This window comes from Enterococcus salsurae (assembly GCF_054784955.1).
This window is the reverse complement of record NZ_BAAHWY010000002.1, coordinates 708287-721766: the sequence shown is the minus strand read 5'-3', so window position 1 is coordinate 721766 and position 13480 is coordinate 708287. Positions and strand designations below refer to the sequence as shown.

General features: G+C 37.9%; 9 protein-coding genes. All 9 read left to right on the top strand.

Going from position 1 to position 13480, the window contains the following annotated elements:
- Positions 1 to 14: 14 nt before the first annotated feature.
- The 9 genes from ACYVRS_RS07685 (at position 15) to ACYVRS_RS07645 (ending at position 13464) form a co-directional block, all read left to right on the top strand.
- Entirely contained in the window at positions 15 to 4208 is a 4194-nt protein-coding gene (locus ACYVRS_RS07685; RefSeq protein WP_461203082.1) for a WxL domain-containing protein, read from the top strand.
- 287 nt (positions 4209 to 4495) lie between these two features.
- A complete protein-coding gene (locus ACYVRS_RS07680) occupies positions 4496 to 5950 on the top strand; it encodes an AcpB/EbpR/MafR family transcriptional regulator (RefSeq protein ID WP_313536991.1) in 1455 nt (484 codons plus the stop codon).
- A 505-nt stretch (positions 5951 to 6455) separates the two neighbouring features.
- A complete protein-coding gene (locus ACYVRS_RS07675; RefSeq protein WP_313536989.1) occupies positions 6456 to 7256 on the top strand; it encodes a WxL domain-containing protein in 801 nt (266 codons plus the stop codon).
- A 74-nt stretch (positions 7257 to 7330) separates the two neighbouring features.
- Positions 7331 to 8107 carry a WxL domain-containing protein gene (locus tag ACYVRS_RS07670; protein WP_313536987.1) on the top strand — a complete coding sequence of 259 codons (777 nt, stop codon included), beginning with the start codon at positions 7331 to 7333 and terminating at the stop codon, positions 8105 to 8107.
- A 75-nt stretch (positions 8108 to 8182) separates the two neighbouring features.
- Positions 8183 to 9238, top strand: a complete 1056-nt coding sequence (locus ACYVRS_RS07665) for a WxLIP family cell surface protein (protein ID WP_461197875.1) — start codon at positions 8183 to 8185, stop codon at positions 9236 to 9238.
- A gap of 292 nt (positions 9239 to 9530) precedes the next feature.
- Positions 9531 to 9899, top strand: a complete 369-nt coding sequence (locus tag ACYVRS_RS07660) for a DUF7006 family protein (RefSeq protein WP_313536983.1) — start codon at positions 9531 to 9533, stop codon at positions 9897 to 9899.
- Positions 9900 to 9915: 16 nt separating this feature from the next.
- Positions 9916 to 12084 carry a glucosaminidase domain-containing protein gene (locus tag ACYVRS_RS07655; RefSeq protein ID WP_461197874.1) on the top strand — a complete coding sequence of 723 codons (2169 nt, stop codon included), beginning with the start codon at positions 9916 to 9918 and terminating at the stop codon, positions 12082 to 12084.
- A gap of 64 nt (positions 12085 to 12148) precedes the next feature.
- Positions 12149 to 12670, top strand: a complete 522-nt coding sequence (lepB, locus tag ACYVRS_RS07650) for a signal peptidase I (protein WP_313537070.1) — start codon at positions 12149 to 12151, stop codon at positions 12668 to 12670.
- Between the two features lie 65 nt (positions 12671 to 12735).
- Positions 12736 to 13464: a hypothetical protein gene (locus ACYVRS_RS07645; protein ID WP_461203081.1), complete on the top strand. Its 729-nt coding sequence runs from the start codon at positions 12736 to 12738 to the stop codon at positions 13462 to 13464.
- Positions 13465 to 13480 lie beyond the last annotated feature (16 nt).

Genomic DNA, 13480 nt, shown 5'->3' with positions numbered 1-13480 from the left:
GGGGATGAGTATGTATGTTCCTGAAACATATCATTCATCGCATAGTTCTGTACAATATAGGATTACAATTGTTATTGTCAATACCTATTGGACATACGGAAACAATCAATGCGTTGGTTGTTAATAACGCCAATGAAATAGTTAACTTTAGCGAAGCGGATGTATTATCAAGTCAGCCAATCTCTTTTCAAAAAGAACAGCCCATAGACCCGCCCATTGAATCATTGAGCGATGAAGATAATTATCAAGTAGAGGCAATCATAGACAAGGAAAAATATCCGCAGGCAGAATCAGAAATGCCGATCATTGAAGAAACCATTCCAGAACAATTAGACGGAATAGTTGAAGAAATAGAGAAATCCGAGGTGATTTTCGATGATTCAGTCGAAACCTCGAGTGAAGCAGCAGTTTCTTCTGCTGAAACAACTGTACAGTCGTGGGAGGCATTCTGCCAAGCCGCATCAGATCCAGCTATTGCGCGAATCCATTTGGGAACAAACATCATTCATACGACAGCTGCTTCGTTAGCGATGTTCGATCGTGCTGTAACGATTGTTGGACATGGCTATCAATTAAATACAGGTCCAGATCGATTTGATTTGGGCACTGTTGAACATGCTAGTACGTTAAGACTTGAAAATATTGTACTCGGATCTGCGAACGCACATGATGCACTCGTTTACGCAACACCAGATGTAAGCGCCCAATGGTCAGTAGAAATGGAAAATATCCAAGAATGGTCAGACAACCAATCAGGTATCATCACATTAGCACACGGAAAGGTCATTTTTACAGGTGGGACGAATACGCTGGATCAACGCAATGATCGGACTTTGTTCCAAGTAAAAGATTTCGAAGTGAGAGGACAATCGGTGCTAAACATTGAACGTGGAGATGCGACAATTTTGTTGGCATCAGCCGAGAGTGTTTCGCCAACAATGATGATTCATGAAGGAGCCGAAGTGTCGATCGCCACTGCGAACGGAAATGCCAATACAATCGATCTGCGTGGGAACGATGGGCAAGTTCAGATTGCTGACGGTGCTTCGCTTAAAATCCAAACTGGTGGTTCAACAACAGCACCTACGGACACCACCAATAATGCTTTGATCATGAGTGGGACGCATCCGACACTTACAGTGTCAAATCAGTCGCTCTTACAAGTTGACGTGTTGGCCAATGCCAAGCGTGCTATTTATTTAAATGGCAGAAACCCAGAAATCACTATTGATCAGTCTACGTATACCACATCATCTGTATCAAATAGCAACACATTATTAGCAGGAGACAATCCTGTGCTTGCATTGCGCAATGCCAGTGCTTCACTGCGTTCAACAAGTGGTGACACGCTGACTTTATCGGGTACTGCACCGCAGTTGAAGATTGAGCAAACCGAATTGTCTGTCATATCAACAACTGGCCGACGTATCGGTTTGATCGGTGATCTGGCTGTTTTACAATTGCAAGATGCGCAGTCTGTCACACTAGAAGGAACCATTGGGCAAGGTATTTTGGTGCAAGGCATGCAACCAGAGATGAGCATGACAAAGAGTATCTTGCAGGTCAATGATGATGGTGCGTCAAATGCCGTAACTTTAGACGGGGCTGATGCGTTGCTATTGCTCGAAGAAGAAAGTTTATTTGAGATCAAATCCGAAGGAACAGGTGCAAATCAAAATATGATTATTGGAAACAACCATCCGCGTCCGAAGCTCAGAATCACCAAAAATTCAATGATTGATGTAAATACAGCTAGTTCACAAGCAGATCCAAGTATTTCAAATAATAATGTATTAAATGTTCGAGGCGATTTTCCTGTTATTGAATTGACCGGGGATTCTGAGCTAAATATGACTGTAAGTTCGGGAAGAAGGCGAGGTATTTATTTTAGTGGTATGGAAGCTCTATTTCATGTAGATAACAGTCAACTGACACTACTGATTAATCAAGCAACCGGTATATATATGGAAGGTATAAGAGCAGAAGCTGAGATAAAAAATCATGCTGATATATATATCAACAACGGGGTTTATTTTCGAGGAAATTATTTTTCTGTTACCGATAAGGCCACATTTGTTGTAGATGCCAATACCAATTTTGTAGTGAATACTAGTAATGATGCTGGTGTATTCACTTTCCGAAGGTCAGCAGGAGAAGAAAGTATTTTTTTGATAGATAATGCAACGGTGAACATCCTTGAGGCAACAGGTACGCGAATCGGTGGACTTAGTATGATGGAAGGCAATTCGACAATTAAAGTTCAAAATTCAGCTTCTTTAAAAATCAAAGCGGAGGGAAGTTCATCAGCAAATGCCTTTGCCAATTTTGGGATAAAATTTTTTACTGCTTCAACTAACACTACAGATAATAATAATCTTTTTATTAAAGATTGGGCATCTGTTGAAATTGAAACGCCATTTGGACCTGCTGTTAATATGGCAAATAACAACTTAATTAGACATTATGGGCAGATTGTAGTAGAGAATCTTGCTTCTTTTAAGGCTATTGCGAACCCAGTAACTGCAGGCTCAGGTGTCGTTTATGCAGGAGGTGTCGATTTTCATGTGAACAATCCGTTATATATAGAGTTGACGAACAACAATGGTCGAAATCCGGTTTTTCATTTTTTATTTGCAGATGGTAGTACTGTTTTTTCTGGCATCAATAGTCCACTGACTTTATGGCGAATCAGAGACGATCATCAGGCAGATCCTTGGCTGGAGATTGAAAAATTAGACTTTGCTTTTTCAAGTACGACGAATTCCGTATCCGGATTAACTATGAATTTGACGTACACAAGTGACGAAGAAAAATTGAATAGCAGTCTGGTTGGATCTTTGGGTAATTATTCTCGCATTGTGATAGATAATACTGATTGGGGTATTGCAGATGAATTGTATGTGCCAACGGATGCTGATAAAAAAATTTACGGTCACTTAAGTGTACCCAACGGACTAGATAGTACGCGATCTGCTAGAGATAACGAAGTCGAAGTCGAAGTGGAAGTCAAGCGGATAACCGGTGAGATGGAAACGCACGTTGCTAAGAGTGTTGGGCATACAGAAGGCTCACCAGGAATCAGTATTTACGGCGAAGAACCCCGAGGCGGCTTATTTGAAATCAATCTGAAGCAGCACCTGCAAGCAGGAGACACTGTCCGTATTACCAGAGTAGAATTGACAAACGGTGCGTTGACGGAAGGATATGATCATCAAATTTTGACCGATACGGTGGAGACTTTTCCTATCGTACCGCCAATACCAGCTGAATTTGCGTCAGCATTCATTCTCAATCATAGCCAAACACTCGAAGGAGTGAGTGAAAATAAAGATGTTGCTGTCTTAGCTACCATCAATGGAGAATGGCTTGACATGAAAGACGTTGAGATTGATCCTGACGGTCGTTTTACCATTGATCTTAGTCACCTATCACTTGCGGAGGACGATGAAATCCAAGTATTTTTACAAGACAATAACGGTTCGGCACAAGAAGCAAATGTCAGCAATCCACCAGCAACCAATAATAAACAAGGGAATATCAATCCTGCGACACAGTTGACGTTTCGTGATACGACCTTTCCAGCTGCACCAATTATCAAGGTGGTTGGGCCAGTTTTGCCAGTAGACCCTTTAGATCCAGATGCGACAGTCGATCCAGAAAATAAGCCAGATTTAGAGGAGCAAGGGATATTGAGTATTGACTTTGTTTCTCAATTTCAATTTGGCACACAGAGGATCTCTATCAACGATACAGTGTACTATGCCCAACCGCAAAGGCTGCTGAATGAAGCAGGGAACGTTATCGACACGCAAAGTAGACCCAATTATATACAGATCAGTGATCGTCGTCCTGAAAGCAAGACCAATAGTTGGCAACTATCTGTCACACAGAAAAAACAGTTTGCTGACGAGAATAAGCAAGAGTTGAATGGAGCGCGGCTTGCTTTGACGAATCAACAATTGATCAAAAGAAACGCAGCCGATTCGCTGCGACATTTAGACCCTATAACGATTGTGCCAGGTGCGAAGCAATTGTTAATAGCGAAGACGGGTACAGAAGGACAAGAGACTTGGATCTATCGTTTTGGTGATCAAGATAGTGCGAGTACAAGTGTACATTTAGAGGTACCCAAAGGTGCAAATCCTAAAGCAACAAACTATTCATCAACCCTTACATGGGAGTTAAGTGCCGTTCCATTGAACGACTAGATTTGACATCGGTTCTATAACGATAAGTTGCTTAAGCATGATTAAAAGCACATGATAGACCTTGGTTTTATAGTGTTCAATCAATAAGAACCATTTTTATTAATCAAAATGAAGGAAGATCCTTTTGCATTCAAAACTGTATTTTGTCAGAAAAGCAGCGACCACAAAAAGTTAGATTTTTAGTCTAACTTTTTGTGGTCGCTTCATTAAAGTAGTTAATAGGTTTTTTTCCGTAAATGTACTATGATAGTTATAAATACTGGTGCTTGATAAGAAGGGAGATTTTTATGCGGGAATTGCAACTAAAGTTTATTGGTGACCCATCTTTGATCCGCTTATTCCAGCTATTAAACTATATTGAAAGAGAACGCACCTTTACAGTTGGTAGTTTAACAGCGCTCACAAATGTAACCCAACGTACGATTATTAAAGACCTAAATTATTTAAAGGATTATTTTCAAGGTAGTGCTGAGTTTTCATCTGGTAGAAGGGGATATCAGTTCAAAGAAACGAATCCAGAAATATATAAAGAACAAAAGAAACAGTTATTAAGTAATGAAGTTTTATTTGAGATTGTTGGCAATATCTTCTATGGTGAGTTAGAAACGATCGAAGAGTTAGCTTTTTTATATAATTATTCTGAGAGCACGTTGAGACGATTATTAGTGCAAATTAAACCTGTACTTGCTGAATACGATTTGGAGTTGGTACTTAACCCTGTGAACTTCACTGGTGATGAGGGGAATTTACGCAAATTTTTTAAAGATTTCTATTATGAAGGTGAACAAATTCCCCATACACTGACACCACCTAAAGAATTGCATGAATTAGTGCTTACCACTCTTTCAGGAAAAATGGGCAATTATGAGATCAGTACGGGAACAACACCAGCATCGTTTTATTATACGCTTTATATTGCAATTGAGCGTTCCCGTCAAGGAAATAAGATAAGCTTACCAAAAAACCTTCGGGAAATCATTTATCATGAAAAAGACTATCTACTATTGACGTACTTAACTGATGCAATCAAGAAATACTTTGGTGTCCAAATGACTGATGAAGAATATGCTTGGATTTACTTAGTTACCATATGTAAACGACCAATTAGTCCCATCAGACATGAACTTTTATTCTTTGAGCGATTTAATTTGTGGCCGAATATTTCAACATTATCGCTACTTTATATACAGGAGCAAGGAGAAAATGAAACCGAAGGTAGAGCAAAACGAGCGTTCTTAAACTCTTTTTTTCTTTCGCGAAAAATAAATGATAGCGTTTCACCTGCATTAAATAAATTAATGTCAGAGATTACTTTGTATATTAAGACCAATCACTTAGAATCATATAAGCACAATTATCGGTTCTTATTGGAAAATCAAACATTCCTTGCTTTTTCGAAGAATCATTTGGAAGACATTGCTGTGAGTTTAACCCTATTTTATGATAGTTTACTTGCTTATTACACACCTATGAAGAAAATTATATTTTTGCTAGAAGGAGATCATTTTATCTGTCAAAATATCAGGTTCAATGCTGAGCAATTACTAGGGCAAAAACATCACCTGATTTTTATCCCTCTTCAAAATCTGACTACAGAAATGTTAAATGAAAAACAAGTTGATTTGATTGTAACGAATTACCCCCCTTATATTTCTGACTATATTTTGTCAACAGACTATCTTTTGATCAATTCGGTTCCAGACAAAGAAGACTGGCAACGGATTCTGGAAAAAGCGAAATAAAAAGAGCGCAGTTAGATATATATTGTTTTTAAAAGAACCGATTTATGGTTCTTTTTTATTTTGCAAAGACCAACATGCAATCGTTGAAGCCGATGTGATTAGATAAAAAATCATAGCTAAAAAGTTGATAAGATGTGCATGAAAGATGGCTTCACTTATTGGTGAAAATATTGAATTCTATATTTTCTTAAATTCTGTTAATTTATAGAGGAAAGAGGAATATTTGTTACTTTTTCACAGATAATCACTCACTTTATTTTAATAATACCGTATATAGCATTCACTATCTTTTGCTTGTGATAAGACAGTTGTTGATGAACAGATAAGTATGTGAGTTGAAAGAAGGAAATAGGAGGAGATAAGTCGGAATGTTATTTTATTAACAGGAAAGAAAAGTGTCGACAAAAACTTATTTAAAGTGACTATCAAACAAGGAATTGCCCTCTATGGTTATGTGTCCGATAGTACGAGAATTGATTTGAAAAAATGAAAAGGAGAGACAACAATGAAATTTTTAAGGTTAGCGACAGTTACAGCTCTATCAGTGACTGTTTTATCAAGTGGAACAACTGTGATGGCACAAGAAGTAGGTGGCATTCAAAGGAATGACACGGATGCAAATGTTATTTTCTCTGCTGTTGATGAGGATGGAAATGGGGTTGATACTGAAGTGATCAATCCAGAAGAGGGACCAGATGTTGAAATCGAACCACTTCCTGGACCAGATGGAGAACCAAATACAGGACCATTGACAATTGCTTATGTACCAACGATGGATTTTGGAAAGCAGCTTATTTCTAACCAAGATGAAGAATATGCGATGATTGCCGAAACTCAACCACTACGTGAGACAGGCGAGGAAGTCCCATACATTTCTTTTGCACAGGTGCAAGATACTCGAGGAACGAATGAAGGCTGGGATTTACGGGTGACATTATCTGAATTTGTAAACGAAAGTGCCCAGAATAATACGCTTCATGGCGTTGAAATAGAATTATTAGCACCACGGTTAGCATATGTTGGAAATGAAGGAAATGAACCAGTTATCCATCAAGATGGCTTGAAAATTATGGCTGGTGGATCTGCGGTTTCTTTGATTTCAGCCGATCAATCAAAAGGGAGTGGAACATCTAGCGTCATCTGGGGCGATCAAGCAGCTATCGATGAAAGTGAAGATGCAATCATTCGAAATGAGGCAATCAGATTACACATACCAGGTTCAACAGCAAAAGATGCAGTTGAATATAAAGCTTCCCTTTCATGGGAATTAATACAAACGCCAGGTTCTATCGGAGAAAATATGTAAACCAAATAGATTGTTTAATCTTTTCAGCACGAAGAAATTCTTGGAAAGTCAATCAGAAAGTAGGAAAAGTAAAGATGAAAATGATTCGTTTAGCAACTGTTGCAGCATTGACTGCTACAATTTTAACTGGAGGTGTCCAAGCTTTTGCAGAAGAAGTTGGACGTGGTACTACAGACAATACGGTTAGTTTTATTGCAGATGAAGATGGAGACGAAGATATCGATATAATCGTTCCTGGACCAGAAGCGCCAGAGCCAATCGATCCAATTGATCCAATTGATCCAGATCAGGGGGGATCAGGACCACTGAGACTTTTATACGTACCTCAAACATTTGATTTTGATACGCAAACAATCTCTGTTTCTGATCGTTCTTACGCAATGGTAGCGGAACTGTATTCGGTAAACGAAGGTCAAGGTGTCATTCCTCATGATTCTTTTGCACAGGTTGTTGATACACGAGGAAGCCATGAAGGGTGGACTCTGTCTGTTGATTTATCAGATTTCCAATCAGATCAAGATACTTTAACAGGTGCAGCCATTGAATTCATCAATGGGGAAGTGGATTATGAAAGTAACTTGCCTAATAGTACACCAAGTACACCAGCAGGAGGTGTTATGGTAAACGCAGGTGGCGATACGCGTATGATTTTATCTGCAGAAGATGGTCAAGGAGCAGGACGTACAAGTGTGTTTTGGGGTGATGAGGATCTTGCGGAAACTGGGATGAATGAAAACATTCGACTGCATGTTCCTGGCACAACAAGTCAATCAGCTAGAGCATATCAAGCGCAGCTTACATGGACATTATCATCCATTGTATCTGATAATGGTGAGACAGTCGGAGAGTAAGTGAGTATGGATTAGTTAATAAAGAATTAGTTAGGCAGAGCCATCATGCTCTGCCTATTTTAAAGGAGCTATTACATGGAAAAAAAAGAAACATATCGACTGAACATGCTTATAGTCTTAACTTTTATGCTTTTAAATTTTGTATTTCCAATGCAAAAAGTGCATGCAGAGGAATCAGAATTAAATTTTTATATTCAACCAATACTTCCAGAGAGTCAACTTGAAACGGGTGCAAGTAATTATTTTGATTTGAACTTGGCACCTGGAAAGACAGATGTCCTTCAATTACAGGTTGTAAATAGCTCGAACAAAGAAATTATCGTCGAAACGACAGTTCATACGGCATTCACGAATGTCAATGGAATTGTCGAATATGGTAAAGATGCAGAGCAACCAGATGCTACATTACCGGCTTCAGTAGATTCAGTGTTAAAAGCGCCAGGAGCAGTCAGGTTAGAAGCCAATGAGAAGCGTATTATAGAGATTCCTGTACATATGCCTGAGGAAAAGTTTGAAGGTGTGCTAGCTGGTGGTATTCGTATGGAAGAGGTTCGTACACCAAGTGAATCTGAAAGTGAAAATGACGGTGTGGCGATTACGAATGCTTTTTCCTATGTCATTGGTGTTGTCATTAGTAATAACCGAACTTCTCAGGATCCAGATTTAGAATTGTTAGATGTTTTTGCAGATCAACTAAATTACCGCAACGTCTTTAGTGCTACAATTCAAAATTTTGCATCAACATTTGTCAACAAATTGACCGTCGAAGCAACGATTCGTGAAGTTGGATCATCAGAAGTTTTGTATGAAGCCAATCAATCAGATATGCAGATGGCGCCTAATTCTCATTTCAATTTTCCTATTTCATTGGAAGGGGACCGTTTTCGCAGTGGTTCATATATTCTAAACCTAATGGCTCAGTCAGAAAATGATGAATGGTCATGGGAAATGGAATTTACTGTAGATACGGAGCGCGCACGGGCTTTGAACCGATCTGATGTAACTATTGATACATCAATCAATTGGTGGATGATATCATCCATTGTTGCAATTGTCTTATTAATGATTGTAGTAGTAGGTTTAATAGTAAAAAAGAAAAGGGAGCTCGCCGCTATTGAAGATGGCGACTAAACTAGATTCCTTGATAGTAAAGAAGAGCATGAGTGATTACTTGTGTTCTTTTCTAAGGATATAGATGTTTTTCTGAAACTAGCTGATGAATAGAGAAATAATCAACTAGTTCATACATAGGTGAAGATAATGATTTTATTCTAACATATTTTTCATGTACCTTAATAATAAGAAAAATGAAAGTAATACACTGATACAAGCATAAACGGTTTGATTTCTTTCGTGTTAAAGGTGATATAAACAAAAATTGCTTATTTATATAGAGTAAATAAGAAATATTGGAGGGGAAAAGATGAAATTGAACAGTGTAGCTTCTGCAACCGACTACTTAGTGTATTTTACCCAAAAGCTTAATAAACTGCACATTAACGAGTATCCTGAGTTATTAGAATATTACCAACGGTTGCATCACGAATTTTTAGAAATCAGCGAATCTGATGATCCATTTTTTGTTCGATTGAAGGAAGTGTTTTTGATTGAGGCAAAATTTCAAATTTTGCTGATGATGATTGAACATATAGAAAGTTCGGACATGGAGTTAAGTGAGAAAGAATTGATTCAAATGGTAGAAGAAGATAGCACGTGTTTTTATCGTGAGATGACCGGTCAAAGGAAAAACGCATCAATTACATGGAGTATGATCTATTTAAGTGAGAAATGACGGAAGGAGCTTTTATGTGAAAAGAAAAGGAATTGTACGTATGAGTGCGGGTGTATTATTGCTCTCTGCACTAAATGCCCCGGCATTAATGGCACAAGAAAATAATAAAATGGTGACACAATATACTGAAAATAATGAAGTTACAGAGATAGAGGAAATACAAGCGTCAATTGAGGAACCTAAATCAATTACCTCAGATACCATTGATTATGAAGATGAAATCGAAATAGAAGGTACAAAGGAATCTGGTAGTCGAATGGCTAATCAGCTAGTTGTTGATACCGAAAATCTGGATCTTACTGTAGATTCCTTACCTCAGGAATCAGTTATTCAGGATGAAATAACAGATGAACGCAACGAAATTCCTGCATCAGCAGATTTTGAAGGATCGAATGATCTCGACATCGAAGCGCATGAAAAAGATAAGGAAAGTACGAACGATGATACTCAAGATGATGAAGCTGAAGATGCTGATATAACTGAGAGTGAGCCAATAGTTTCAGATAAGGAAGACGAATCATATGAGGAAGCCCCACCTGCTCCAGAAATAAAAGAACCAGAAATAAAAGAAGAGACACCTGAACAAGAAGAAGTGGCTAATAATGAACTTGAAACGGGAAATAAAAAACCTGCGAAACCTGCGCAACAAGTCAACCCTTCATCTCCTAAAGATGCAATTAGCCAATCACTAACGGAAACCTGGAGCAAATCTATTTTTAGCAATGATTCTGTATCTATTCCTGAAGAATTCGAAACAGCAGGGATCATGCCATCTAATTTGGCTGGCTATACATTGCCTTTGCGAAGCAGTTTTGAAAAAACATGGCAAGCGGCACTTGTTTATAAGATTATTCAACAAGTAGGTTTAGTGGTAGACGAGACCGAACCAATTGAAAATTGGATAAATGAAATTTTTGAAGAAGTGACGGAAACTAACATTGATGAAATTGAACTTATTAAAAAGGATTATACTGATTTGCAACCGGGAGATATCATTTATCAAGATACAGGCGTTAGCTGGAAACCACTAGCCATTCAATTAAGCGATGAACACAGTGTAACAATCATGGAACTCGATCATGTCGAAGAAAGTGAAGATGAACCTGAATTTGGCGTAGTGCTTACCTATCTTTCAACGATAGCTGAACAAGAACAAGAATCATTTTTTGTAAAAAGAGTGGATGCAAAAGAATTAACTGAAGTTGGGGAAAATCTCTATACACAGTATCCTGCGCCATTTGAATTTCAACCCAATGAAGAAACCCAAGCATTTATCGATATTATCGCAGAAGATGCACAGGAAATAGGCCTAACATACGATGTGTTTGCTTCTGTTACGATAGCTCAGGCAATTTTAGAGAGTGGAAGCGGAACAAGTGGACTATCAAGAGCACCTTACTACAACTTATTTGGAATCAAGGGAAGTTATGGTAACCAGTCAGTGGTCATGAATACAAATGAAGATAGGGGAAATGGCGAATTATACCAGATTCCAGCAGCGTTTCGAAGCTATCCTTCTTACAATGATTCTTTAGCTGATTATGTTCAATTAATTCGCGGAGGATTAACTTGGGATCCTGAATATTATGAAGGCGTTTGGCGTTCGAATGCCAAAAATTATATCCGTGCAACAGAAGAACTTACAGGCTCCTATGCCACCGATGTAGATTATCATAAAAAATTAAATTCTCTTATTGCAGCTTATGATTTGACTCGTTATGATCAGGCACCGGTTTCCGAATTAGGACTATTTATTGAAAACCTTGATAAAGTTCCAAGTGAATATCGTCAATTAATGTCACTTCCAGTTTACGATGGCCGTGACTACAATCTATCTGGCTCATATCCAATAGGCCAATGTACATGGTATGTGTTTAATAGAGTTGCTCAATTAGGCGGTCGTGTCGATGACTATATGGGGAATGGCGGAGATTGGGGTGCGACCGGCAGACGTTTAGGGTATCACGTGACGCAAACACCTAGAGTAGGAACCGTGATTTCTTTTTCCCATGGGGTTGCCGGATCCGATCCTAGATATGGACATGTTGCCTTTGTTGAAGCGGTCGGACCAAATGGTATCTTGATTTCGGAGGGGAATGTATACGGCAAAGACACGATTTCTTATCGGGTCATCAACAATGATTTAGCCAAGTCTCTAACAGTTTCTTATATCACGCCAAAATAAGATAAAGCCAAGCGTAAAAATTAAATCAGCAATCAAAGATAGGCATAGAAGGGTACAGGTGAAAATGCGTATTGTCAATAGTCTGAAAGCGCTCGTAAAAAATAGCATTCATCGTATTCTTAAATATAATGGGCGTGTATTGAGTATTATCCTATTCGTCATAACTTTTTCTATCCTATCTTTTAGGTTTCAACTATCTTTTATTAAGGGAGAATCTATGTTTCCAGCTCTAGAAAATCGTCAACTAGTGCTCATTAATAAACAAAAATTACCAAATAGGTATGATATTGTAACATTTGAGAAAGACGATCAACTCTTGATTAAGAGAATAATTGGCATGCCGGGAGATCGTGTTATTAAAAGTGACAATCGAATCATGGTAGAAATTGCAGAATCTAATTTCAATGTTACATACACACTAGAAGTTACTTCCGAAGTGGCAAATATGCTAAATAAATTTGAACAAATTCCATCGGGATATTATTTTGTGATGGGTGATAATGTTACAAATTCTAATGATAGTCGGTATATCGGACTGGTATCAGAAAATGAAATCTATGGACTGCTAACGATAGTCATTTTTTGAAAAGAATGTGAAAAAGTTAAAGCTGATTTTTGCCATTAATATTATTCTTTTAGAAAGGTATGAAAATGATTATATTTACGATTAGTATAGCTTTATTCTCGGTATTCATACTTATACTGAATATACGGCGTCTGTTTAGAATCATTCAAATCAACAAAATTGAGAAGCAGGTTAATAGTAATCAAACTTTTTTTCATAAAATTATGGTCATTAAACATAAAGACCTATTCATTAATGTTCATACAATTCTGTGGATTACGGGGAGCATCGTATTAATACTCCTCAGTTTGACAGGGATGCTTTTTTATCAACGAAATGTACAAATTAAAACCCAATTTGCTTTAGAAGAAGTAGAAGAGACACTTCATATAGTCGTGAAAAGGCAATCTGATCTTTTATCTCTACCAATATTTCAATACCCAGAATTGGGTCTGGGATTGACCTCAATTGATTGGCCTTTTTTTGTCACTGAGGAAAATTACGAAAAGCGATTTGAAACGGAAGTGGAAATAGCGCGATCATTGACACCTATTTTGGGAAGAGCTACTGTAATTATTTCGAATAATGTATCACAAAACAATTTAAGTCTTGCAATTCATACAGAAATTGCTGCGATGGAGGCGAATGATTTACTTGAAATTAATAGCGCGCAATTAGCCAAAGAACTTTCTGAAATTGAAGAACTAGGACAAGTTTCTATCCAAATCCTAGATATCGATACGAATCAATATCTGTTTAATCAGACATATATAAAAGAAGAATCTGGAGCGCTGTCATTGATAGGTTCTCAATAGATTCAATTAAAAGAAG

Excerpts from the sequence above, each read along its gene's own strand:
- ACYVRS_RS07685 (WP_461203082.1), top strand. The coding sequence starts at position 15 with ATGTTCCTGAAACATATCATTCATCGCATAGTTCTGTACAATATAGGA.
- ACYVRS_RS07680 (WP_313536991.1), top strand. The coding sequence starts at position 4,496 with ATGCGGGAATTGCAACTAAAGTTTATTGGTGACCCATCTTTGATCCGC.
- ACYVRS_RS07675 (WP_313536989.1), top strand. The coding sequence starts at position 6,456 with ATGAAATTTTTAAGGTTAGCGACAGTTACAGCTCTATCAGTGACTGTT.
- ACYVRS_RS07670 (WP_313536987.1), top strand. The coding sequence starts at position 7,331 with ATGAAAATGATTCGTTTAGCAACTGTTGCAGCATTGACTGCTACAATT.
- ACYVRS_RS07665 (WP_461197875.1), top strand. The coding sequence starts at position 8,183 with ATGGAAAAAAAAGAAACATATCGACTGAACATGCTTATAGTCTTAACT.
- ACYVRS_RS07660 (WP_313536983.1), top strand. The coding sequence starts at position 9,531 with ATGAAATTGAACAGTGTAGCTTCTGCAACCGACTACTTAGTGTATTTT.
- lepB (WP_313537070.1), top strand. The coding sequence starts at position 12,149 with ATGCGTATTGTCAATAGTCTGAAAGCGCTCGTAAAAAATAGCATTCAT.
- ACYVRS_RS07645 (WP_461203081.1), top strand. The coding sequence starts at position 12,736 with ATGATTATATTTACGATTAGTATAGCTTTATTCTCGGTATTCATACTT.